This window comes from Methylobacterium amylolyticum (assembly GCF_030700245.1).
Taxonomy (GTDB): domain Bacteria; phylum Pseudomonadota; class Alphaproteobacteria; order Rhizobiales; family Beijerinckiaceae; genus Methylobacterium.
Genome location: NZ_JAUYZI010000001.1, coordinates 295,872 through 319,690, shown reverse-complemented (window position 1 = coordinate 319,690; position 23,819 = coordinate 295,872). Strand labels below are relative to the sequence as shown.

Annotated in this window: 19 protein-coding genes; 9 read left to right on the top strand and 10 right to left on the bottom strand. The window is 73.3% G+C overall.

Annotated features, from left to right (window positions below; all coding sequences use genetic code 11):
• The first annotated feature begins 50 nt into the window (after positions 1-50).
• Positions 51-755 carry a hypothetical protein gene (locus Q8W71_RS01665; RefSeq protein ID WP_305523566.1) on the top strand — a complete coding sequence of 235 codons (705 nt, stop codon included), beginning with the start codon at positions 51-53 and terminating at the stop codon, positions 753-755.
• A 266-nt stretch (positions 756-1,021) separates the two neighbouring features.
• On the top strand, positions 1,022-1,378 hold the full coding sequence (locus Q8W71_RS01660; protein WP_305523565.1) for a hypothetical protein: 357 nt from the start codon (positions 1,022-1,024) through the stop codon (positions 1,376-1,378).
• 54 nt (positions 1,379-1,432) lie between these two features.
• Here the strand turns inward: Q8W71_RS01660 and Q8W71_RS01655 are convergent, their stop codons facing one another.
• From Q8W71_RS01655 to Q8W71_RS01620, 8 genes are all read right to left on the bottom strand, one after another.
• Entirely contained in the window at positions 1,433-2,611 is a 1,179-nt protein-coding gene (locus Q8W71_RS01655; RefSeq protein ID WP_305523564.1) for an ABC transporter permease, read from the bottom strand.
• Positions 2,608-3,624, bottom strand: coding sequence for an ABC transporter permease (locus Q8W71_RS01650; protein ID WP_305523563.1), 1,017 nt, complete (start codon positions 3,622-3,624; stop codon positions 2,608-2,610). The genes Q8W71_RS01655 and Q8W71_RS01650 overlap by 4 nt, the downstream gene beginning before the upstream one ends.
• Positions 3,621-5,567: an ABC transporter substrate-binding protein gene (locus tag Q8W71_RS01645; protein WP_370875313.1), complete on the bottom strand. Its 1,947-nt coding sequence runs from the start codon at positions 5,565-5,567 to the stop codon at positions 3,621-3,623. The genes Q8W71_RS01650 and Q8W71_RS01645 overlap by 4 nt, the downstream gene beginning before the upstream one ends.
• Before the next feature lie 155 nt (positions 5,568-5,722).
• Positions 5,723-6,604, bottom strand: coding sequence for a hypothetical protein (locus Q8W71_RS01640; protein WP_305523561.1), 882 nt, complete (start codon positions 6,602-6,604; stop codon positions 5,723-5,725).
• Entirely contained in the window at positions 6,604-8,445 is a 1,842-nt protein-coding gene (locus tag Q8W71_RS01635) for an ABC transporter ATP-binding protein (protein ID WP_305523560.1), read from the bottom strand. Before Q8W71_RS01635 ends, Q8W71_RS01640 begins: the two co-directional genes overlap by 1 nt.
• Positions 8,442-10,487 (bottom strand): glycosyltransferase, encoded by a 2,046-nt coding sequence (locus tag Q8W71_RS01630; protein WP_305523559.1) that lies wholly within the window; start codon positions 10,485-10,487, stop codon positions 8,442-8,444. The genes Q8W71_RS01635 and Q8W71_RS01630 overlap by 4 nt, the downstream gene beginning before the upstream one ends.
• Positions 10,475-11,746: a glycosyltransferase gene (locus tag Q8W71_RS01625; RefSeq protein WP_305523558.1), complete on the bottom strand. Its 1,272-nt coding sequence runs from the start codon at positions 11,744-11,746 to the stop codon at positions 10,475-10,477. The genes Q8W71_RS01630 and Q8W71_RS01625 overlap by 13 nt, the downstream gene beginning before the upstream one ends.
• Positions 11,743-12,966, bottom strand: coding sequence for a glycosyltransferase family protein (locus Q8W71_RS01620; protein WP_305523557.1), 1,224 nt, complete (start codon positions 12,964-12,966; stop codon positions 11,743-11,745). Before Q8W71_RS01620 ends, Q8W71_RS01625 begins: the two co-directional genes overlap by 4 nt.
• A 319-nt stretch (positions 12,967-13,285) precedes the next feature.
• Between Q8W71_RS01620 and Q8W71_RS01615 the strand changes: the two genes are divergently transcribed.
• Complete coding sequence (locus Q8W71_RS01615) at positions 13,286-14,248, top strand: phosphatase PAP2 family protein (RefSeq protein ID WP_305523556.1); 963 nt, start codon at positions 13,286-13,288, stop codon at positions 14,246-14,248.
• A 16-nt stretch (positions 14,249-14,264) separates the two neighbouring features.
• Here Q8W71_RS01615 and Q8W71_RS01610 read toward each other — a convergent pair whose 3' ends face one another.
• Positions 14,265-15,128: a carotenoid 1,2-hydratase gene (locus Q8W71_RS01610; protein WP_305523555.1), complete on the bottom strand. Its 864-nt coding sequence runs from the start codon at positions 15,126-15,128 to the stop codon at positions 14,265-14,267.
• The gene (gene crtD, locus Q8W71_RS01605; protein ID WP_305523554.1) at positions 15,125-16,657 is read right to left on the bottom strand and encodes a 1-hydroxycarotenoid 3,4-desaturase CrtD; all 1,533 of its coding nucleotides are present in this window, start codon (positions 16,655-16,657) and stop codon (positions 15,125-15,127) included. The genes Q8W71_RS01610 and crtD overlap by 4 nt, the downstream gene beginning before the upstream one ends.
• A 98-nt stretch (positions 16,658-16,755) precedes the next feature.
• Between crtD and Q8W71_RS01600 the strand changes: the two genes are divergently transcribed.
• The 6 genes from Q8W71_RS01600 to bchZ all read left to right on the top strand — a co-directional run bounded on the left by Q8W71_RS01600 (position 16,756) and on the right by bchZ (position 23,810).
• Positions 16,756-17,625: a polyprenyl synthetase family protein gene (locus Q8W71_RS01600; RefSeq protein WP_305523553.1), complete on the top strand. Its 870-nt coding sequence runs from the start codon at positions 16,756-16,758 to the stop codon at positions 17,623-17,625.
• An 80-nt stretch (positions 17,626-17,705) separates the two neighbouring features.
• Positions 17,706-18,764 carry a methyltransferase gene (locus tag Q8W71_RS01595; protein ID WP_305523552.1) on the top strand — a complete coding sequence of 353 codons (1,059 nt, stop codon included), beginning with the start codon at positions 17,706-17,708 and terminating at the stop codon, positions 18,762-18,764.
• Between the two features lie 107 nt (positions 18,765-18,871).
• On the top strand, positions 18,872-19,810 hold the full coding sequence (gene bchC / locus Q8W71_RS01590; RefSeq protein ID WP_305523551.1) for a chlorophyll synthesis pathway protein BchC: 939 nt from the start codon (positions 18,872-18,874) through the stop codon (positions 19,808-19,810).
• The gene (locus Q8W71_RS01585; RefSeq protein ID WP_305523550.1) at positions 19,807-20,811 is read left to right on the top strand and encodes a chlorophyllide a reductase iron protein subunit X; all 1,005 of its coding nucleotides are present in this window, start codon (positions 19,807-19,809) and stop codon (positions 20,809-20,811) included. The genes bchC and Q8W71_RS01585 overlap by 4 nt, the downstream gene beginning before the upstream one ends.
• A 3-nt stretch (positions 20,812-20,814) precedes the next feature.
• The gene (bchY, locus tag Q8W71_RS01580) at positions 20,815-22,344 is read left to right on the top strand and encodes a chlorophyllide a reductase subunit Y (protein ID WP_305523549.1); all 1,530 of its coding nucleotides are present in this window, start codon (positions 20,815-20,817) and stop codon (positions 22,342-22,344) included.
• On the top strand, positions 22,344-23,810 hold the full coding sequence (gene bchZ, locus Q8W71_RS01575; RefSeq protein WP_305523548.1) for a chlorophyllide a reductase subunit Z: 1,467 nt from the start codon (positions 22,344-22,346) through the stop codon (positions 23,808-23,810). Before bchY ends, bchZ begins: the two co-directional genes overlap by 1 nt.
• Positions 23,811-23,819: the final 9 nt, after the last annotated feature.

Sequence of the window (23,819 nt, the reverse complement as noted above, 5' to 3'; positions counted from 1 at the left end):
GCGATCGGCATCTCCGACAGCGCCGCCGTCGTGCGCCGCGGGGCGCACGCGTGCCTGTCGGAGCGCTCTCCGCTGAAGCGGTCGGAAATTCCGTCCACCTGCTGGACGGGCGCCACATCGTGCTTCCGGCTCGAAGACAGGGCTTCTATAAAGCCTTCGTCTCTGGAGACTTGATCGACATGCCGGACGCTCTCCTGCCCATCAGAAGTTGGATCGACACGAAGCAGAGGCGGCACAACTTCTATTGTACATCAACCAACGACTATGTCCAGGAGACGGCGATATTCTACCTCTGCGTCTCGCAGTTCAAGGTCGACCGGAGGAAGAAGCAGGCCAGCTTCCTGAAGTTGTGGTTTATCGACGGGCAGATTCCGGCGTCGCTGACCGGCAACGGCTATCTGTCCGAAGTGAATGTCGGCTCTTCCACCCGGGAGGCGGGGGCCGCGCGCGTCGACACCGCGATCGGCGCCGTCGGTCGGACGTTCGCGGACAAGGTCGCCAATCACGGAGGCGGCCTGCGCGGCTTCGGAAGCGCCCTGGCGCAGAAGGTCGGCACGTCCACCGCGCTCGACCCGGAGATGTTCGACCCGCTCATCGAGGACACGATGGTCGGCTTCAAGGGGAGCACGGGTTTCAAGGCCTACAATCCCGATCAGGCCAAGCAGCCGAACGGCGCGTTCTCCGCACAGGTCCAGATCCTCGCCAAGAACCTGAAGGAGAACGGTTTCGATCCCGCCAACCTGGGCCTGTACTGAAGCCCGCCTCCCGGTCCGCGGGCCCGGCCCGGCACCCGCTGGGCGCTTCCGGCGTCGGACCGCGCGGCGCGAGACCGGTTTTCGTGTCGACATCCGCGCAAGAAAGCTCCGTCGGCCGTGCTCTCGTACTGCGTAGACTCCCGCAGGTACCGGGGCGGGCGAGCGAGGACAGTCGTCGGACCGTCGTCGGCGGCGGGGCCCGGCCGCGGAGACGGACCGTTAACCATTCCGTCGATACGGTCCGCGGATCCGCCGAAGGTGCCGCCATGTCCCAGGTCCGCTCGCTCAGCGTCGACGACCCGATCCGCGACTGCCCGGTGCCGGCCGAGACCGTCGGCCTGCTGGCCCGGGCGCGGCCCGAGGCGGTGCCCGGCCTCGTCGACGGCATCCCCGAGGCGACGCGGGCGCGGCTCGCGGTCTGGCTGTACGGGCGCAGCCACACCCACGAGATCGGCGTGCGGGTCGCGGCGACCTGCGAGGGCGCCGCCTTGCGCCGGGCCGCGGGCCTCGTCGGCAACGTCCTCTACGACCTCTCCCGCCGGCCCTATGCGGCGCCGAGCCACGGCACCCGCACGGGCAGCGCGGGGCGGATCAGCCTCGGCGGCTCCCGCCGCGCGGTCTGATATCGTCTCCGTCTGAAGCGTTCGGCGATCCGGGCCCGCCACCCGGAACCGGCATCAATGGTACGGGTCGGCGGCGTCGCGCAGCCCGTCGCCCATGAAGTTGAACGCGAGCACGGTGATCAGCACCGGCACCACCGGCAGCAGCAACCACGGATAGAGCTGCACGGCGGCCAGATTCTGCGCCTCGTTGAGCAGCACGCCCCAGCTCGTCACCGGCGGGCGCAGGCCGAGGCCGAGGAAGGACAGGGCGGTCTCGCCGAGGATCATCGTCGGGATCGACAGGGTCGCCGAGGCGATCAGGTGGCTCATGAAGTTGGGGATCAGGTGGCGGCCGATGACCCGGCTGGGCGTGGCCCCCATCAGCTCGGCAGCCTGGACGAAATCCTCCTCGCGCAGGGCGAGAAGCTTGCCGCGCACGGCGCGGGCGAGCCCCGGCCAGTCGAGCAGGCCGAGGATCACGGTGATGCCGAAGAAGACGAGCAGCGGGCTCCAGTTCGGCGGCAGTGCCGCCGACAGGGCGAGCCAGAGGGGCAATTCGGGCAGGGAGCGGACCACCTCGATCAGCCGCTGCACGCCCGCATCGACGAGGCCCCCGAAATAGCCGGCGATGCCGCCGAACAGCAGGCCGAGCGCGAAGGAGATCGCGACCCCGACGAGGCCGATCGTCAGGGAGATCCGCGCCCCGTAGACCATGCGCGAGTGCAGGTCGCGCCCGAGCCGGTCGGTGCCGACGAGGAAGAACGTGCCCCCTTCGGGCGGGCAGACGAGGTGCAGGTCGCTGCGGATCAGCCCGAGCCAGTCGTAGCCGTCGCCGCGGCAGAGGAAGCGCAGGGGTTGCGGCCGGCTCGTGTCCGACACGTAGTCCCGCCGGAAGGTGTCGAGGTCGAGCTTCGCGCTGTAGGGGTAGACGAACGGGCCGAGGAACCGGCCCTCGTGGAACAGGTGCACCCCCTGCGGCGGCGCGTAGAGGAAGTCGCCGTTGCGCCGGGCCTGCCCGTAGGGCGCCAGGAACTCGACGAAGGGCGCCGCCGCGTACAGGGCGAGGAGGATCAGCGCCGAGGCCACCGCCATCCGGTGGCGCAGGAACTTCCGCAGGATGAGCCGCCACGCCGAGGCGTAGGCGATCGGGCTCTCGCCGCCGGCCTCCGGCTCGAACGGCGCCGGATCGACGAAGTGGCGCCGGTCGCGGGGGGGACCGTCCGCGGGGGCCACGGGCGTCGCGGTGCCGGTCATCGCAGGCCCAGCCGGATGCGCGGGTCGAGCCAGACCAGCACGAGGTCGGAGATCAGCATGCCGACGAGCGTCAGCGCCGCCACGAACATCAGGATGAATCCGGCCATGAACTGGTCCTGGCTGCGCAGCGCGTCGAGGAGCAGCGGCCCGACGGTGGGCAGGCTCAGCACCAGCGAGACCAGCACCGAACCGGAGACGACGTGCGGCAGCAGGTTGCCGATATCGGCCACGAACGGGTTCAGCGACATCCGGAACGGGTACTTGAGCAGCGCCCGCAGGGGCGGCAGCCCCTTGGCGCGCGCGGTGACCGTGTAGGGCTTGGCCAGCTCGTCGAGGAGGTTGGCGCGCATCCGCCGGATCATCGCCGCCGTGCCCCCGAGCCCGATCACCAGGGTCGGCACGACGAGATGGGCCAGGAGCGAGCGGACTTTCTCCCCGTCCCAGGGGCGGTTGGTCAGCGCCGCGTCGTAGAGGCCGCCGATAGACAGGCCGAACCAGCGGTTGGCGTAGAACAGCAGGATCAGCGCCAGCAGGAAGCCCGGCACCGCGAGCCCGACATAGCCCAATACCGTCACCACCGCGTCGCCGAAGGTGTGGCGGTGGGTGGCCGAGTAGATCGCTGCCGGGATCGCCACGAGGTGGACGAACACCACCGCCGTGAGGTTCACGAGCAGCGTCAGCCAAAGCGCGTCGCCGACCACGTCGGCCACCGGCTTGTCGTACTCGAACGACCAGCCCCAGTCGCCCTGGAGCAGTCCGGACCAGCCCCCGGGCCCCGGCATCAGCCCGACCCACATCAGGTATTGCTGCCAGACCGGCCGGTCGAGGCCGTACTGCTTGATCAGCAGCTCGGCCTTGGCGATCGAGCCGGCTTCCCCGGTGGCGCGCAGCTCCATGATCCGGTTGGTCAGGTAGTCGCCCGGCGGCAGCTTGATCACCAGGAAGACCAGCGCCGAGATCACGAGCAGCGTCAGCGCCATGGTGACGAGGCGGCGGAGAACCTGGGCGATCACTTGGACTTCGCCCCCTCGACCGCCGCCCGCTTGTCGCCGGCGACGTCCCAGAACACCTCGTCGAGCCGCTGCACACCGATCAGGGCGGTCGGCTCCCACGAGTAGAGGGCGCGGGCCGGGAGGTTGACGAGGCGGTCGGCGGTGACCACCGGCTGGAGCGCGCCGGCCACCGTGCCGATCACCCAGGTGTTGCGGGCGTGGTTCATCAGCATCTCGCGCCAGATCGCGGCCTGCCTGGCCGCATCGTCGGTGTCGCGCCACTGCTGGTCGAGCTCGATCAGCGCCTGCACCTCGGGCACGTCGCAGGGATCGCCGCTCTTGCCGCGGGTCTCCAGGTTGAGGCTCCAGCGCGGCCAGGAATAGTGATCGGGCTGACGCGGGCTGAGCTCGGTCGGCGGCATGATCGCCGTCGGCACCGCGAGGTCGAGGCCTTGCGCGGCGACCATCACCGTGAGCCCGGCGATGGAGCGGCGGCGCAGGTTGGTCCGCTCCTGCGGCTTGGTGACGAGGCGGATGCCGACCTCTCGCCAGAACTCGGTGATCAGGGTCAGCCCGTCGAGGATCTCGCCGGCCTCGCCGTCGCTCTCGACCACGATCTCGATCGGCCGGCCGTCCGGCATCAGCCGGATGCCGGAGCCGTCGCGGCGGTCGAGGCCGGCGTCGTCGAGGAGGCGGGTGGCTTGGGCCGCGTCGTAGCCGGCGTTGAGCGTGCGCATCTCCGGCGCGAACAGCGCGCTCTCCGGCACGATCGTGTCGTTGCCCTCGGTGCCGAGCCCGAACAGCAGAGTGTTGTTGAGGGTGCGGCGGTCGATCGCGAGCGACAGGGCGTGGCGGAACCGAACGTCGCGATTCAGCGCCCGCCAGCCGGGATCGAGGGTGGTGAGGTTCGGATACAGAGCGATCTCGGAGCCGCGGGCGACCGGCCAGAGGTTGGTGCGGTAGCGGTGGGCGCGCTCGCCTTCCTTGAGGCTCGGGATGTCGGGCATGGTCAGGCCGCGGAACATCAGGTCGGCCTCGCCCGCGTTGGTCTTGGCCACCAGCAGGCCGGTGGAGGCCACGTCCATCACGATCCGGTCGATGTAGGGGAGCTGCGTGCCGGCGGTATCGACCCGGTGGTAGCTGCGGTTGCGCTCGAAGCTGAAGCGGGTGGCCGGCGCCCGGGTGCGCGGCACCCAGCCCTGAAGCGTCGGGCAATCCGGGTTGGTCAACTCGTAATTGTCGTCGAGCCGGGTGTGGAGCGCGGCCCAGCTCCGCAGCTTGGCGGCCTTGGCCTTCGCATCGGCGGCCTCTTTGCCGACGTAGCGGGGATTGTAGGCCTTGAGATAATGGGCCGGGCGGTAGATCAGCGGATCGCGCGGGGCGGCGAGCGCCGGCAGGAACATCGGGTTCGGCCGGTCCCAGGTGTAGCGGACGGTCTGGAGATCCAGGAACTCCACCTGAGGCGGCCGGCCGTTGACGAGGAAGAAGGCGGGCGGGCCGTCCGGGTTCAACTCCTTCTGGTTGGCCACATCCTCCCAGTAGTAGCGGAAGTCGTCGGTGGTGAAGGGATGGCCGTCGGACCAGCGGTGACCCTTGCGCAGCGTGAACGTGAAGCGCCCGCCCTCCACGTCGACCCGCTCCAGCACGTCGGGCCGCAGGGTCAGATCGGCGTCGTAGCCGACGAGGCGGGTGTAGCCGTAGACCGAGAGGTAGCGCACGTCCCGCGCCTTGGCGATCAGGGTGCGCACCGTGCCGCCGGCGGCACCGGTCTTCCGGCCGCGGGCGGGCAGATCGACGATGAAGGGGGTCTCGGGGGGGGCGGGGGCGTCGTCGGCGAGAGCGACTTTTGGTCGTAGGACTGCCACGGCACCGAGACCGGCCAGCAGGGCGCGACGGGAGACGCCGCCCTCCCTCCCCCATCCGCGGTGGAGGGTACCCCGCGCAGCGAGAGGGGAGAGGGGCAGAGCGACGGCGGAGGATGCGGCGCGGAGCGCGCCCTCGCCCGGACCCGCGCTCCCCTCTCCCGACCCCTGCCGACGCGGGGGCCATCCTCCCCCGCGGAGGGACGAGGGCGTCGCGTCCGGGAGGCCGGCGTCATGCCGAAAGAAATCGCGCCCGCTCATCGTCCGCCCTCCGCGCCACCGGGATGCAGCGCCACGTAGGTCAGCCGCGCCGGCGAGTAGCCCGTCGCCCGGTGCAGGTCGTCGAAGGCGTGGGACCGGGCGATCAGGCCGGCGGCGCGGGCGACCAGCGCATCGTCGGTGGCCTGCTCGAAGGACCGGCCGGCCCGGGTCCAGCGGATCGGTTCGGGGGTGCGCCCGGGATCGGTGATCATCGCGATGGTCGGGTGCGCGGGGCCGCCGTGGGCGTGGATGCGGTGGCCGGCCGCGTCGTCGTCGAACAGGAGGCGCGTCAGGCCGCGGGCGTGGGCCTCCACCACCCGGCGGCCCTGCGCCACGTGATCGTCGAAGAAGGCGACCGTGTCGGCGGGCTCGACGCCCGACCAGTCCGCCCGCGACCAGTCGGCTCGGCTGTAGACGGCGTCGCGGTCGCGGTACTGCAACCCCGAGAGATCGGGATCGTGGCAGTAGATCCGTGCGTCCGGGCAGGCCTGCCGGATGACCCAGGTGGTCAGGCCGCGGAAGACCCCCGATTCGATGACGTAGCGCGGCCTCAGGGCCCGCATCGCCACGTAGAGCTGGAGCGCGCCGTTGAAGCCGCTGCCGCCCCGCCGCTGCCGCACCGGCGCCTCGGGGATCAGGGTCCAGAACGTCTCCACGAGGGCGCGGACATCCCGGTCCGGCGCGAGGCCGGCGGCCGTGAGATCCCGGTCCAGGATGGCGGCCGCATCGTCCAACAGGACCGAAACCTCGCGCGGCGAGGTGGGGCGGTGCGTCCAGTCGGGGGCGGCCGGGACGAGGTCGTAGCCGAGCCGGTCGAACAGCGGCCCCAGCACCCGGCGGCGCAGGCGTTCCAGCATCACGGGCGGGCGGGCGGGCATCACGCGGCCTCCCGCGCCCGGCCGGCGCCGTGGCGGACCCGGTGGCCGGGCTCCACGTCGTGCATCAGGCCGGCCTCGTCCGGGGCGAGCCGGAACGGCTCCGGCCAGCGGGCGGGCTCCGAATGGTCACCGGTGATCGCCGCGAAGTCGAGGGGGTGGTCGAGGCTCGGGTCCGGCACGGCGGCGAGCAGCGCCCGGGTGTAGGGGTGGACCGGCCGCCGGAACAGGGCGGCGCGGGGCGCCTCCTCCACGATGCGACCGCGGCACATGACGCTGATCGTGTCGGCCATGTAGTCGATCACCGCGAGGTTGTGCGACACGATGAGGTAGGAGAGCCCGAGCGCCGCCTGGAGATCCTTCAGCAGGTTGAGGATCTGCGCCTGGACCGAGACGTCGAGCGCCGAGACCGGCTCGTCGAGCACCAGGAGGCGCGGGTTCGGGGCGAGCGCCCGGGCGATGCCGATGCGCTGGCGCTGGCCGCCGGAGAAGGCGTGCGGGTAGCGCCCGAGGCCGTTCGCGTCGAGGCCGACCATCGCCATCAGCTCGCGGCAGCGCGCGTGCCGCTGCGCCCGCGGCACCCCGTGGATCTCCATCGGCTCGGACAGGATCTGGCGCACGGTCATGCGCGGGTCGAGGGAAGCGTAGGGGTCCTGGAACACGAACTGCACGGTGCGCCGGTAGGCGAACAGGGCTTCGCCCGTGAGCCCGTGCACGTCCCGCGGCCCGTCGCCCGCGTCGAACAGCACCCGGCCGGAATCCGGATCGAGGGCGCGCATCACCATCTTCGACACGGTGGTCTTGCCCGAGCCCGATTCGCCGACGAGCCCGAGGGTGCGCCCCGCCTCCAGGCTCAGCGACACGTCGGAGACGGCGTGGACGGTCCGCGGCTTCTGCCAGAAGCGGCCGGCGCGCAGGGTGAAGGTCTTGCTCACGCCCTCGACCCGAAGCACCGGCCCGGCCGGCCGCTCGACCGCCCGCGCCGCCGGGATCTCGGCCTGGGCCGGGCGGATCGGGGTCAGGCGCTCGCCCGGCGCCATGTCGAAGCGCGGCACGGCGTGGAGCAGGGCGTTGAGGTAGGCATGCCCGGGCGCGCGCATCACCACGTCCCTCGGCCCGGCCTCGACGAGGCGCCCACGGTAGAGCACCGCCACGTCGTGGGCGATGTTGGCCACCACCCCGAGATCGTGGGTGATGAGCAGGATCGCCATGCCGGTCTCCTCCTGGAGCCGGGCGAGCAGGGCGAGGATCTGGGCCTGGGTGGTCACGTCGAGGGCGGTGGTCGGCTCATCGGCGACCAGCAGGGCGGGCTTCAGGATCAGCGCCATGGCGATCATCGCCCGCTGGCGCAGTCCCCCCGACAGCTCGAACGGGTAGGTCTTCAGCGCCCGCTTCGGGTCGGGGAAACCGACCCGGGCCAGCGCCTCCTGCGTGCGGGCATCCGCCTCCTTCCGGTCGGCGCCGGTGTGGACGCGCAGGGCCTCGCCGATCTGGTCGCCCACCGTGTGCAGCGGCGACAGGCAGGTCATCGGCTCCTGGAAGATCATGGCGATGCGCTGACCGCGGATCGCCTGCATCGCCGGCCCATCCGCGGGGAGGCGGGCGATGTCGGTCTCGCGGTCCCCGTCGGCAAACAGGATCCGTCCCCGCGTGATCGCGGCGGAGCGCGGCAGGATCCGGAGGATCGCCTGCGCGGTCACCGATTTGCCCGACCCCGACTCGCCGACCAGCGCCAGGGTGCGGCCCCGGGCCACGTCGAGGGAAAGCCCGTGCAACGCCTCGAACGGGCCGGACTCGGTGCGGAACGCGACCGCGAGGTCGCGGATGGACAGGAGCGGAGTCAACCGGCCCTCGCGCGATCGGGAACGGGAATACTAGGCGGTGCGGCGGCCGCGTCCACGCGGGGTGCGAACAGGTCGCGCGGATCGCACACCGTGACGGCGGGATGGCGCAGCAGCACCGGCAGCAGCGCCTCGACGAAGGCCCAGATTGCCGGATCATGGGCGAGATGGTGCGTCAGCAGGCCGATCGGGCTGCCGGCGTCCCCCGCGATCTGGATCGCGAGGTCGTCGAGGAGCGCCCCGGGGTCGCGCAAGGACCGCGTGCCGCGCCAGTCGATCGGGTCGAAGGTCGCGTCGGCGCGGACGAGGCCGTCGACCGGCGGTCCTCCTGCGGTGGAGAGGCCGCGATAGCCGAGGCTGGGCAGGACGGCGGCGAGATCGCGCGCGAGGCGGTTCCACGGCGGCACGAAGACCGGCAGCAGCCGGTCGGCGGGCAGCCGTGCCCGGGCGAACCGCAGACCGGCGGCCGCGTCGGCCCGGAGCGCGGCCAGCGGCCGGTGCGGGCCGAACTCCGCCGACTTCGCGCCGGGCGGGGCGTGATCCGCGTGGGCGAGGCCGTGGATGGCCGCGCTCACGCCATCCGCGTCCGCGAGGCGCCGGCTCAGAGAGGGCTCGATCCGAGCCGGGATCGCCGCGACCAGCAGCGGCGCGGCATGGGCCGCCGCGAGCGCCAGCAGCCGGTCGAGGGCGGGCGTGGCGGCGACCGCGTCGTCGTCGCGCCACCAGACGGGCACGCGGCGCCCCTCCTCCGCGGCGTGGTCGAGGGCGATGCGCAGGCGGGTGAGATCGAAGGGTTCCGGAGCTGTACGGCGGCGGCGGAGCGCGAGCAGACCTTCGACGATCGCGACGGACCGGGCGGCTCCATTGAGGTCGATCCGGCCGCTCGGGCCAGGATGCGCATCAAGATCAAACGTCATGTCCCGCCCGCTCGGGGGGAGGGGCAGGGATGGTGCCGGATCGAGCGCACCGGTGCCTCCCGGGTCGCCCCCACCTCCTTCCCGCAAGGTGGAGGTGAGCGCAGCCACCGTCGCCAAGAGGGTGTCCTCGCACAACGCAGCCTCGGGCAGCACGTGCGCCAGCCCGCGGGCGGCGAGTCTTTCCGCCCGCAGGCGCTGCTCGGTCTCGCGGCCGGCCTCGAACGGGACGAGCACGGCGGGCGTACCGGTGGCCAGCAAATCGACCGCAGTGTTGTAGCCGCACTGGCTGACCGAGACGGCGCTGGCGGCGAGCAGGGCGCGATAATCGGGCCGGGCGCGCTCGACGGTGCCTTCGGGCAGCCCGTGCGCGATCTCGGACATCTCCGGATCCGGCACCCCGTGCCCGACGAGGATCCGCCAACCGAGATCCGGCCGGCGGCGGGCGGCCCCGGCCGCGGCGCGGAGCAGGGAAAGACCCGCCGCGCTCGATCCCGCCGCGACGAGGATGCCGGACCGGTCACCCGGAGCGATCGCGGCGTCCTCGTCGACGTAGCCGGTGTCGTGGACCTTCTCGCGGGTCTGCGGGTCGAGCGGCCACGAGGCGTCGAGCGGAACCAGGGCGGGATCGCCGTGGACGAGGACGGCGTCGTAGAGGTCCGCGATCAGCGCATGGGCCCGCGCCACCTTCTCGGGCCGATCCGGGGCGACGAGGACGTCGCGCACCGACGCCAGGATCAGCGGGCGCGGGCGCCGGGTGCGGGCGGCCTCGACCAGGGCCAGGAACTCGTCGGCCAGGGCCCGCCGCCCGAAAGGGAACAGCTCCGTCACCACGACGTCGGGGGCGGCCTCGCACAGGGCGTCGAGAAGCACGGCGCGGCGCCGGCCGAGGAGGTCCGCGTCGGCCGACTGGCCGTCCGGCCCGACGAGCCGGGTGAAATCGAATCCGGCCGCGCGCAGCGGCGGGAGCTGCACGAGGCGCACGCCGTCGAGCCGGACCAGCGGCGCGGGTGCCCCGCCCGAGACGAGGGTGACGGCGTGGCCGGCCCCGGCGAAGGCGCGGGCCAGGGCCGCGGCGCGGGTCAGGTGTCCGGCGCCGAGGAGGTGGGTGACGGCGATCAGGACGCGCACGCGGTGCGCTCCCGTTCGGGCATCGGCAGCCCCGCCGAGGCGGCGAGCCGGCCGGCGATGAGATCGATACCGGCCGCCTCGGAGAAGTCCCGCACCAAACAGGCACGGGCGGCGGCGGCGAGGCGCCGGCGCAGGGCGGGTTCGGCCGCGAGCCGGGTCAGCGCCGTGGCGAGGGCGGCGGACTCGCCGGGTGGGACCAGCACGCCGTGCGCGCCGTCGACCAGGAATTCCGGCGTGCCGGCGAAGGCGGTGGCGAGGATCGGAAGCTCCTGGCTCGCGGCCTCCATCAGCACGTTGGGCAGGCCGTCCCGGTCGCCCCCCGGCGCGGGCTTCGTCGGCAGCACGAACAGGTCGGCCTCGCGCATCGCCGCCACCACCGCCGGCTGCGCCAGCGCCCCGCGGAACGTGACCCTGCCGGCGAGCCCCGACGCCCCCGCCCGCGCCTCGAGTTCGGCGCGCAGCTCGCCGCCGCCGATCAGGTCGAGGCGCCAGTGCAGGTCTGGCGGCAGGGCCGCGAGGGCGTCGAGCAGGTCGTCGTGGCCCTTCTTGGCGACGAGGCGTCCGACGCAGAGGAGCCGCAGCGGCGCCCCCGGGTCGCGCCCGTCCCGCGGCGGTCGCGGCGGGGGCGGGGCCGGGAAGCGGGACAGATCGAGGCCGTGATAGGCGAGCGCCGTGCGCCCGGGACCCAGCGCGTCCAGGCGCGCGAGCCCGTCGCGGGTGCAGGTCACCCCCCAGGCGGCCGCGGCGAGCTTCTCCCGCAGCTCCCAGTCCGGCGTCGTCCAGATGTCCTTGGCGTGCGCGGAGAAGCTCCAGCCCCGGCCGGTGAGGAGGCCGGCGTAGCGGGCGACGCTGCCCGGCGTGTGCAGGAAATGCACGTGCAGGTGGGTCACCGTGTCCGGCAGCTCGCGGGCCAGCACCAGGGCCTGCCCCAACCGGCGCAGGCGCGAGGCGGACGGGTCGCGGGCGAGATCGCGGGCGAACTGTCCCAGCAGCGCGGGCAGGCGCGGCCGCCGCAGGGCGGCGGCGAGGCCGCGCAGCACCCGCAGCGGTTCCTGGTAGAGGTATTCCGGCAGGTAGACGGGCCGCGCGCGGATGGCGGCGTGCATCGGGTGGCGGGCCGCGTCGGTGGGGCGGCGCAGCGACCAGATCTCCAGCGCCAGACCGCGCCGCTCCAGCGCCAGCAGTTCCTGGGCGATGAAGGTCTCGGACAGGCGCGGATAGCCCTTCAGCACCACCGCGATCCGGGGCGACGCGCTCATGAATAGGCCCGGCGCGGGACGGGGGCGGTGAGGGCGCGCACCCGGGCGGCCACGACGCCGAGCCCATCGAGCAGGCCCGGCACCACCACCCGCGACGGCTCGGGCTGGTCCGGCAGCGCGCGCAGGGCCGCGGCCATGCGCTCGGGCGCGCGCCCGTCCGCCTCCATCAGCACCCGCGCGAGGCCGAGCCGCTCGGCGGCGCGCGCGCGGATCGCCTGCTCGCGGCGGGGCTCCGTGCGCGGCACCAGCACCGCCGGGCGATCGAAGGACAGGATCTCGCAGAAGGTGTTATAGCCGCCCATCGCCACGACGCCCGCCGCCTTGCGCATCAGGAACTCGATCTCGCTGTCGAAGGTGATCGCCGCGATTTTTTCCGGACGTCTGGCGATGCGGGCGTCGAAGCCGGACCGTGTGGCCTCGTCGAGGAACGGGCCGAAGGCGATCAGGCAGGGCAGGGGGATGCCGGGATCGGCCTCGTAGGCGGCGATCACCCAGTCGATCAGCGCTGCGCCGTCGCCGCCGCCGCCCGGCGTGACCAGCAGGAACGGCCCGGCGGCGATCCCGGGCTCCCGGCGCCCGGGCCGCGCCGCGGGCAGGTCCCGCCGGAGGTAGCCGGTGTAAATCAGCCGGGCCGCGAGCCGGGCCGCCGCGTCGGGGGCGAGCGGCAGCGCGGCGAGCGGCGCGTGGATGCGGCCGAGCCCGTAGACCCAGATCTCGTCGTAGAACCGGTCCATCGTCTCGGCCGCGCCCTTGCGCGCCCACTCGGGCACCAGGAGTTCGGCGTCGTCGAGAACGTCGCGCAGGCCGAGCACGAGGCGGGTGCCGCGGGCGCTCTCCGCCTCCAGCGTCGGCAGCAGCTCGCCGTGGAAGCCCGCCGGCTCCTTGTCGACGAGGAACAGGTGCGGCCGGAACGCCGCCGCGGTCCGCGCGACGGCGGCGGCGCGCCGGGCGACCGTCTCGGCCAGCGGCACGGCCGGGTCGCCGCTCGCGTAGGCGCCGTCCGGCAGCTTCGTCACCGGCGGCAGGCGGACGGTGCGCACGCCCGCGGCGAAGGCGTAGCGGTCCACCACCGGCGAGCCCGAGACGATCGTCACCCGCGCGCCCGGATGCGCCGCGACCACGGCGTGGGCGATCGCCCGCGAGCGGCGCAGGTGGCCGAGCCCGAAGGTGTCGTGGCTGTAGATCAGGACGCGCAGGCCCGCGGCCTCGTCCGCTCGCATCGTCGCTCACGCCTCCGAAGCCCGGACCATCGCAGCCGCAAAGCGGTCGCACAAGCTGGGCCGCCGGACAATTCCCGACCCCGTTCCCGTCGTTGGAACGGCAGACCGTTACAGTCCTGCGACGCACATCCCGGTTCCAGACGCCGACCCTGCCGGCGTCGTCCGCTGCGTCGCCGCTCGGGCTTGCCCGGCCGATCCGCGCCGTCCGCGTCGATGCCGGCCGACGCGGATCGGCTCATGAACCGGTCGTTGACGCGTCCGGCCTAATCTCGACCCGTGCCGCGTGCGTCCGGAGGCGTCGCGATCCCCTGAGCCGTCCATGCTTCGAGACGAATCCGTAGCGCCCCCGCCCTGGGCATGGCCGACGATCGCGGCGACCGCGCTGCTGACTGCCGGCTGCCTGATGGCGGCCGGTTTGCGGTTCGACTGGGCCAGCGCGGTCCCCCTCTGCGCCGCCTGCGTCGCGCTCGGAGGCTTGGCCCGCTTCTACCGGACCCGGCGGTACGAGCCCAATATCGCCGTGACGCTCTCCAGCCTGTCGCAGTTGCTCGCCTTCAGCGCGCTGGCGGCCGTCCTCTCCTACGCCTTGGCGGCACAGGGCGGTCCCCTCTGGGATGCGCGCCTCTACGCCCTCGACCGGCGCCTCGGCCTCGACTGGCGGGCGTATCTTGCCTTCGTCGACGCCCATCCCCGGCTGGGCTTCGTCCTGACGCTGGCCTATCGAAGCCTGATCGTTCAGATGTTCCTGCTGACGGTCGTCCTGGGCTTCAGCGGCCGCTGGCGGGCGCTGCGTGCGTTCGTCACCGCGTTCGGCCTCGCATCGCTGGCGGCCGCCGCGCTCTCCGCGCTCATGCCCGCGATGGCGATGTACGTTCACCTCGGCCTGACGGCCCGGGATTTCGCGCATCTCGATCCGGCCGCCGCCTTCGTCCACGTGGCGCACCTGTCGGAATTGCGGAACGGGACGCTGAAGGCCGTCTCGCTCGACAGCATCGAGGGCATCGTGACCTTCCCGAGCATGCACGCCTCGCTGGGCGTGCTGTTCGGCTACTACGTCTGGACGGTGCGGCTGGTGCGCATTCCGCTCCTGCTGGTGAACGGCCTGCTGATCGCCGCGACGCCGATCGACGGCGGCCACTACTTCGTCGATGTGCTGGCGGGGATCGCCATCGCCGCCGCGGCCATCGCCCTCGCCGCCGCGATCCATCGGCGCGCGCCCTCCGCGGTGGAGACGCATCCTCGCCGCCCCGGCGATCCGGTCCCGGCCGGCGGGCGTCTCTGAGGCAGCGCCCGGGTCTTCAGGCGCCTGCCAGCGGGCGCGGCATCCGGAACGGCAGCATCAGCCGCACCAGCGGGTTGCGGAACCGGTCGAGCGACAGGCTCTCGTGCACCGCCCGGACCGGCTCGCCGGCGAGCGTCGCGGCGAGCAGCGAGCGGCTGTAGAACGGCGTGTCCTCGTAGGTCTTCAGAACTCGCGCGCGGCCGTCGTCGCTGCGGGTCTCGCGCGGCATCCGCCACAGGCCGGTCGATGGCAGCGGCGCGGCGACGGGCGGGCGCAGGTCGCCGCGGGCCCCGTCGAAGCCGAAGCGCAGGGACAGGTTGCGGCCGCCGCCGTCGCGGTGACGCACGTCGTAGAGGATCGCGGCGCCGTCGGGGAGATCCGCCCGGCACCACGTCCAGCGGGAGAAGGCGGCCTCCAGCGGCTCGTCGCCGTCGTTGGTGTCGAAGTAGCCGCTCCCGCTCCAGCGCAGGGCCGGCTCGTCGAGGGCCACCTCCACGCGGGAGGCCGGCGCCATCGGCCACCAGCGGTGCCGCCCGGCCTCGTCGAGGTGGAACGGCCCGGCGGTGATCCCCGACGGGCGCAATCGCACCGTGCCGCGGACCGGGCGGGGGAGCGGAGCCCCGCGCTCGTCGATCCGCACGGTCAGCTCGGTCCCGTCCCAGGTCATCGCGCTCGGCCCGATCGCGATGTGGTCGTGTCCCCGCGCCAAGTCGGCCGCGCGCCGCTCGGTCATCGCGAAGCGGCCGGGACGCCCGTAAAGCACCACGTTCATCGCGCAGTGCGCGAACGGGTCCTGGTCCCGGTCCCAGGCGTAGTAGGGCGAGAACACGCTGCCGATGAAGGCGATGATCGTCAGGCCGTGGGCCCCGTCGTCGCTCACCGCGTCGACGTACCACCACGCGTAGCCGCCGCGCCCGACCGGCCCGTCGAACCGAGGTCGGCGCGGATCGCCGCCGCCGCCAGCCGTCCCGACTGGGCCGCCATCGGCACGCCCGGCCCCGGATGGACCGAGCCCCCCGCGAGGTAGAGCCCCGGCAGCCGGGTCCGCGCCCCCGGACGCTTGAAGGTCGCCTGCCAGCCCTGCGCCGCCCGGCCGTAGAGCGCTCCCGCCGAGCCCGGGAACAGCCCTGCGAAGTCCGCCGGTGTGGTCGTCACCGTCGGCGAGGCCCCCTCCAGGGACAAGCCGCAGGCCGCGAGCCGCGTCCGCATGGTCCTCTCGCATCGGGCGATCTCCGTTGGGGACGAGGTTTGCGCGCCGCCGTCGGCGGGGGCGTTGACGAGGAGGAGCAGGCGTTCGGGGCCGTCCGGAGTCCCGCCTTCGGCGGCGCGATCCTGCGCGCAGACGTAGACCGTGGGATCTTCGGGCAGGCGGCCGCGCCGCAGCGCGTCGAACTCGGCCCGGTAGTCGCGCGAGAAGAAAACCGTGTGGTGCGCCAGCGGAAAATTCCTCGGGCGTGCCGCCGTGCAGAAGGTGATGGCCGACAGCGAACGCTCACCCGGCGCGATGCGGTCGCCGGCCGGGGCCGCGTCGGGTCCGAGGAGCCCGGCGCCCAAGGCGGCGACGTCGGCGTTGCAGACCACGGCATCGGCCGGCACCCGCTCGCCGCCGGCCAGCGCCACGCCCGACACGCGTCCGCTGGAGACCAGGATCCGCTCGGCGTGGGCATCGTAGCGGAATATGGCGCCGCGCTCGGCGGCGAGATCGGCCACTGCCCGGGCGAGCGCGCTGAGGCCGCCCTTCACCGTCCACACCCCCGCCTGCTCGACATGGGCGACGAGCATCAGCGTCGCGGGCGCGGTGAACGGCGAGGCGCCGCAATAGGTAGCGTAGCGCCCGAAGAGCTGGTGCAGCCGCGGATCCCGGAAGAAGTCGCCGAGCGCCGACCACAGGGTGGCGAAGGGCTGGATCCGCCACAGGTCGCCGAGCCCGGACAGGCCGACCCGCTGCGCCAGCCCCGCCGGCCCGGTCCGGTCGGCGCGGATGAACGGTCCTTCCAGCGTCCGGTAGACTTCGGCCGAACGGGCGCAGAACCGGCGGTAGCCCTCCGCCTCCCGCGCGCCGGCGAAGGCCTGGATCGCCTCGGCCGAGGCGTCGATGTCGGCGAACAGGTCGAGGCGCTCGGTCCCGCTCCAGGCGTGGCGGGCGAGGAAGTGTGCCGGCGTCAGCGCCGCGCGCTCGTCGAGCCGGGCACCGCACTCGGCGAACAGCTCCTCCAGCACCCAGCGCATCGTGAAGACGGTCGGCCCCGCCTCCACCGCCCGGCCGTCGACGGCGACGCTGCGCATCTTGCCGCCCGGGACGGAGGCGCGCTCCAGCACGGTCACCGCGTGGCCGTCCTGGGCGAGCCGCAGGGCGGCGGCGAGTCCCGCGATCCCCGCACCGATCACCGCGATCCGCGCCACGACCACTCCGTTCCGCCTGCTCCGGGATTGATCTCGGTCCGCCGAAGTGTCAATAAGAAATGACACCTGACGCTGACTAACCCATGAGACACGGGAGGGGCGCGATGGAGTCCGGTTTGCGGATCGAGGCGGTCCTGGATCGCGCCGTCGCCCACGCCGAGGCACCCGGCGCGCCCCCCGGCCTCGCGGAGGCGATCCGCTACGCGGTCTTCCCCGGCGGCCACCGCATCCGCCCGCGCCTGTGCCTGTCGGTGGCGCGCGCCTGCGGCGACGACGACCCCGCCGGGTCCGATGCCGCCGCGGCGGCGATCGAGCTTCTGCACTGCGCTTCCCTGGTCCACGACGATCTGCCCTGCTTCGACGACTCGCCGATGCGCCGCGGCAAGCCGGCCGTCCACGCCGCCTTCGGCGAGCCGATCGCGGTGCTCACCGGCGACGCGCTGATCGTGCTCGCCTTCGAGACGCTGGCCCGCGGTGCCCGGCGCCGGCCCTCCCGCCTCGCCCGCCTCGTGGCCCTGGTCGGCCGCGCCGCCGGGTCGCCCGCCGGCATCACCGCCGGGCAGGCCTGGGAATCCGAGCCTTATGTCGACCTCGCCGCCTACCAGCAGGCCAAGACCGGCGCGCTGTTCGCCGCCGCCACCGTGGCCGGGGCCGCTTCCGCCGGCGCCGAGCCGGAGCCGTGGCGCCAGCTCGGCGCCTGCCTCGGCGAGGCCTATCAGGTAGCGGACGACCTGCGCGACGTGGCCTGCCGCCAGGAGGAGATCGGCAAGCCCGCGGGCCGCGACGCCACCCTGGGGCGGCCGAACGCGGCGGCGCTGCTCGGAACCGGCGGCGCCCTCGACCGGCTGCACCGGCTGACCCGCGAGGCGGTGGCGGCCATCCCGCCCTGTCCCGGCGCAGCGGCCCTGCGGGCGGAGATCGAGGCGCAGGCGCGGCTGTTCCTGCCGGCGAGCCTGCGGGCGGTCTCGGCCTGAGCACCGGCTCCGCCCTGTCCGCGCCCGGATCGCCGCCGGCGTCCCTCGTCGAGCGCTGGCTGGCATGGCGCAACCGCGTGGTGGCGAGCCCGCGCTTCCAGCGCTGGGCCGCCGGCTTCCCGCCGACCCGGCGCATCGCCCGGCGCAACACCCGTGCCCTGTTCGATCTCTGCGCCGGCTTCGTCTACGCGCAGGTGCTCGCGGCCTGCGTGCGGCTCGACCTGTTCGCGATCCTCGCCGAGGGGCCGGCCGGGCTCGACGCGCTGGCGCGCAGGCTCGGTCTGCCGCCCGAGAACGCGCAGCGCCTCTGCCTCGCCGCGGCCTCGCTGGAGCTGGTGCGCGCCCTGCCGGACGGACGCTTCGCCCTCGCCGATCTCGGCGCGGCGCTGCACGGCAATCCCGGCGTCCAGGCGATGATCGACCACCATGCCCTGCTCTACGCCGACCTCGCAGACCCGGTGGCGCTGCTGCGCGGCGAGGCCGGTCCGACCCGGCTCGCCGGCTACTGGCCCTACGCCGCGGGAACGCCGGTCGGCGGCGAGGCGGCCGCGCCCTACAGCGGCCTGATGGGCGCCTCGCAGGCGATGCTCGCCGACGACATCCTCGACGCCTGCGATCTCCGGTCCGTCCGGCATCTCATGGATGTCGGCGGCGGCGAAGGCGCCTTCCTTCAGGCCGTGGCGGCCCGGCACCCGGGCCTCGCCCTGACCCTGTTCGATCTGCCCGCGGTGGCCGGGCGGGCGGCCGACCGCCTCGTGCGGGCCGGGCTCGATCCGGCGAGGATCGCCTGCCGTGGCGGCAGCTTCCACGACGGGCTGCCCGACGGCGCCGACGCGATCTCCCTGGTCCGGGTCGTCCACGATCACGACGACGAGCCCGCCCTGGCGCTGCTGCGCGCCGCCCACGCCGCCCTGCCGGCGGGCGGGCGGCTGATCCTCGCCGAGCCGATGGCCGGCACGCCGGGCGCCGAGCCGGTCGGGGATGCGTATTTCGGTTTCTACCTGCTGGCGATGGGCTCTGGTCGGCCGCGTCGGTCGGCCGAGCTGCACGCGATGCTGGAGCAGGCCGGCTTTGCAACTTCTGACGAGCGGCGGACCCGCCGCCCTCTGCTGACACGCCTGCTGATCGCCTACAAATAGACCGGATCGCCGACATGCGGTGTTGACGCAGGATAGTGTCTATCTAGAATGACACTCAACGACCACCGGGCATCGGAACGGTCCTGAGTCGGGGCGGAAACCAAGCCATGGACGCTCTCGCCGTCACCCTCGAACGACCCGAGCAACTCGCCCTGCGGCGGCTGTCGCTGACGGAGCCGGCCGAGGCCGACGCCGTGGTCGAGGTGGCTTGGAGCGGCATCAGCACGGGTACGGAGCGGCTGCTGTGGTCGGGCCGGATGCCGCCGTTCCCCGGCATGGGATACCCGCTCGTCCCCGGCTACGAGTCCGTCGGCACCGTCGTCGAGGCGGGGCCGGCCGCGGCGATCCGCGTCGGCCAGCGGGTGTTCGTGCCGGGTGCGCGCTGCTTCGGGCCGGTGCGCGGCCTGTTCGGCGGCGCCGCCTCGCACCTCGTCTCGCCCGCCGCACGACTCGTGCCGGTGGATGCTGCCCTCGACGCGCAGGCCTGCCTGATCGCGCTCGCCGCCACCGCCTACCGGGCGCTCGGCCGCGTCGAGCCGGGCGCGCGGCCGCTCGTCGTCGGCCACGGCGTGCTCGGTCGCCTCATCGCCCGACTTGCGGTGGCGGGCGGCGCCGAGCCGACCGTGTGGGAGACCCAGTCCGCCCGGGTGACGGGGGCGCAGGGCTATCCCGTTCTCGCCCCCGAGGGCGACCCGCGCCGCGACTACGCCGCGATCATCGACGCGAGCGGCGATTCCGCTGGTCTCGACCGTCTGATCGCTCGGCTCGCCCCCGGCGGCGAGATCACGCTCGCCGGCTTCTACGAGGCGCCGCTCGCCTTCCAGTTCCCGCCGGCCTTCCTGCGCGAGGCTCGCATCCGGATCTCGGCCGAATTCCGGCCGGACGACCTCGCCGCCACGGTCGCCCTGATCGAGGCCGGCCGGCTCTCCCTCGACGGCCTGATCACCCACCGCGCCAAGGCCGCGGAGGCGCCCGCCGCCTACCGCACCGCCTTCGCCGATCCGGCCTGCCTGAAGATGGTCCTCGATTGGAGGGACGCCGCGTGAACGTCCAGCTCGACAAGACCGCCCTCGCCCAGGCGGCCCGGCTCCGCGCCGAGGCCGCCCAGGAGCCCGACGCGGTGTCCACCGCGCCGGCGAAGAAAGAAACGCAGATCATCGCGATCTACGGCAAGGGCGGCATCGGCAAATCGTTCACGCTCGCCAACCTCAGCTACATGATGGCCCAGCAGGGCCGGAAGGTGCTGCTGATCGGCTGCGACCCGAAGAGCGACACCACCTCGCTGCTGTTCGGCGGCCGCGCCTGCCCGACGATCATCGAGACCTCGACGAAGAAGAAGCTCGCGGGCGAGCAGGTCGCGATCGGCGACGTGTGCTTCAAGCGCGACGGCGTCTACGCGATGGAGCTCGGCGGGCCGGAGGTCGGCCGCGGCTGCGGCGGCCGCGGCATCATCCACGGCTTCGAGCTGCTGGAGAAGCTCGGCTTCCACGAGTGGGGTTTCGACTTCGTCCTGCTCGACTTCCTCGGCGACGTGGTCTGCGGCGGCTTCGGCCTGCCGATCGCCCGGGACATGTGCCAGAAGGTCATCGTCGTCGGCTCGAACGACCTGCAATCGCTCTACGTTGCCAACAACGTCTGCTCGGCGGTGGAGTATTTCCGCAAGCTCGGCGGCAACGTCGGCGTCGGCGGCCTCGTCATCAACAAGGACGACGGCACCGGCGAGGCGCAGGCCTTCGCGGAGGCCGCCGGCATCCCGGTGCTCGCCTCGATCCCGGCCGACGACGACATCCGGAAGAAGAGCGCGAATTACGAGATCATCGGCCGGCCCGACGGGCGCTGGGGGCCGCTGTTCTCGGATCTCGCCGCCAACGTCGCCGCGGCCGCGCCGCACCGCCCGACGCCCCTCACCCAGGACGGGCTGCTCGGCCTGTTCTCGGGCGAGACGGTGGGCCGCGACGTGGTGCTGGTGCCGGCCACGCACGAGGACATGTGCGGCGCCGCCGCCGTCCAGAAGCCGTCCCTCGAAGTCGTCTACGACGAGGTCTGAGGCATGGGCGTCTCCCTCGACATCGCCGACCTGCGCGCCCGGACGAAGAGCCCGGCCGCCGACATCGCCGCGACGCAGGGCGACGGGCTCGGCTGCCACGCGGGCCGGGACGCGATGCGGGCGGCCGCCGAGGCGGCGGGCATGTCCGAGACGCTGGAACAGTTGCGCGCCGACTATCCGCAGGGCCCGCACGACCAGCCGCAGAGCATGTGCCCGGCCTTCGGGTCGCTGCGGGTCGGCCTGCGCATGCGACGCACGGCGACGATCCTGTCGGGCTCGGCCTGCTGCGTCTACGGGCTGACCTTCACCTCGCACTTCTACGGGGCCAAGCGCAGCGTCGGCTACGTGCCGTTCAACTCAGAGACCCTGGTGACGGGGAAGCTGTTCGAGGACATCCGCGAGGCCGTCCGCGCCACGGCCAAACCCGAAGATTACGACGCGGTCGTCGTGATCAACCTGTGCGTGCCCACCGCCTCCGGCGTGCCGCTGCGCCTCCTGCCGAAGGAGATCGACGGGGTGCGGGTGATCGGCATCGACGTGCCGGGCTTCGGCGTGCCGACGCACGCCGAGGCCAAGGACGTGCTGGCCGGCGCGATGCTGAAGGTCGCCCACGCCGAGGCCGAGCAGGGCCCGGTCCAGGCCCCGCGCGGTGGCCGCTCCGAGCGCCCCGCCGTGGCGCTGCTCGGCGAGATGTTTCCCGCGGACCCGGTTGTCATCGGCGCGCTCCTGGAGCCGCTCGGCCTCGCCGCCGGTCCCGTGGTGCCGACCCGGGAGTGGCGCGAACTCTACGGCGCGCTGGACTGCGCGGCGGTCGCGGCGATCCACCCGTTCTACACGGCCAGCATCCGCGAGTTCGAGGCGGCCGGACGCCCGGTCGTGGGCTCCGCGCCGGTCGGCGTCGACGGCACCGCCGCGTGGCTGGAGCGGATCGGCGAGGCCTGCGGGGTTTCCGCCGCGACGATTGAGGCGGCGAAACAAAAAATTCTGCCCGGGATCCGCGGGGCGCTCGCGGCGCAGCCGATCCGCGGCCGGATCACCCTGTCCGGCTACGAGGGCTCGGAGCTGCTGGTGGCGCGCCTCCTCGTCGAGAGCGGCGCCGAGGTCCCCTATGTCGGCACCGCCTGCCCGCGCACGCCGTGGTCGGAGGTCGATCGCGACTGGCTGGAGGCCCGCGGCACGCAGGTGCGCTACCGGGCCTCGCTGGAGGACGACCTGTTCGCCCTCGACCAGCTCAAGCCGGATCTGGCCATCGGCACCACGCCGGTGGTGCAGCGGGCGAAAGAGGCCGGCACGCCGGCGCTGTACTTCACCAACCTGATCTCGGCGCGGCCCTTGATGGGCGCGGCGGGGGCCGGCTCGCTCGCCACCGTCGTCAACGCGGCCCTGCGCAACAAGCCGCGTTTCGACGCCATGCGCGACTTCTTCGAGGGGGTCGGGGTCGGGCACGCCGCAGGCGTCTGGCAGGAGGTGCCGCGCGTGAAGGTAGCGCCGAAGGCCGAAGTCCCGAAGAAGCCGATCGGGGAGATGGCCTGATGCTGATCCTCGATCACGACAGGGCCGGCGGCTACTGGGGCGCGGTCTACGTCTTCACCGCGATCAAGGGGCTGCAGGTCGTCATCGACGGGCCCGTGGGCTGCGAGAACCTGCCGGTCACCTCGGTCCTGCACTACACCGACGCGCTGCCGCCGCACGAGTTGCCGATCGTCGTCACCGGGCTCGCCGAGGAGGAACTCGGCCGCCACGGGACCGAGGGCGCGATGAAGCGCGCCCACGCGACCCTCGATCCCGGCCAGCCGAGCGTGGTGGTGACCGGCTCGATCGCCGAGATGATCGGCGGCGGGGTGACGCCGGAGGGCACCGGACTCCAGCGCTTCCTGCCGCGCACCATCGACGAGGACCAGTGGCAGGCGGCCGACCGGGCGATGACCTGGCTCTGGCAGGAATACGGGGCCAAGCGATTCGCCAAGAAGGGCATCCCGGCCCGGCCGGAGCGGAAATCCGGCGAACGGCCGCGGGTCAACATCGTCGGTCCGGCCTACGGCACCTTCAACATGGCGAGCGATCTCGCCGAGATCCGCCGTCTCGTCGAGGGGATCGGCGCCGAGGTGAACCTGACCTTCCCGCTCGGCTCGCACCTCGCCGACGTGCCCAAACTCGTCAACGCCGACGCCAACGTCTGTCTCTACCGGGAATTCGGCCGCGGCCTCTGCGAGAGCCTGGAGCGCCCCTACCTCCAGGCCCCGATCGGCGTGCTCTCCACCGTGAAGTTCCTGCGGGCGCTCGGCGCCGTCCTCGGGCTCGACCCCGAGCCGTTCATCGAGCGCGAGCGCCACACCACGATCAAGCCGGTCTGGGATCTCTGGCGCTCGGTCACGCAGGACTTCTTCGGCACGGCGAGCTTCGGGATCGTCGCCACCGAGACCTACGCGCGGGGCGTGCGCCACTTCCTCGAGGAGGAGATGGGCCTGCCCTGCCACTTCGCCTTCGGGCGCTCGGCCGGGTGCAAGCCGGACAACGTGGCGGTCCGCGCGGCGATCCACGAGACGCCGCCGCTGGTGCTGTTTGGCTCGTTCAACGAGCGGATGTACCTCGCCGAGGCGGGCGGTCGGGCGGCCTACGTGCCGGCCTCGTTCCCCGGGGCGATCATCCGGCGGCACACCGGCACGCCGTTCATGGGCTTCTCGGGCGCGACCTACCTCGTGCAGGAGGTCTGCAACGCCCTGTTCGACACGCTCTTCCACATCCTGCCGCTCGCCCGCGACATGGACCGCGTCGAGGCGACGCCGGCCCGGACCCATCGCGAACTGCCCTGGGACGAGCGCGCGCGGGCCGAGTTCGAACGCCTCGTCGAGGCGCAGCCGGTGCTCGCGCGCATCTCCGCCGCCAAGCGCCTGCGCGACGCGGCAGAGCGGGCCGCCCGCGCCGCCGAATCCCCCTCCGTCGCCCAAGCCCACGTGGCGAGGGCACGCGCCGACCTCACCGCCGGAGCGCCGGCATGAGCCTCACCT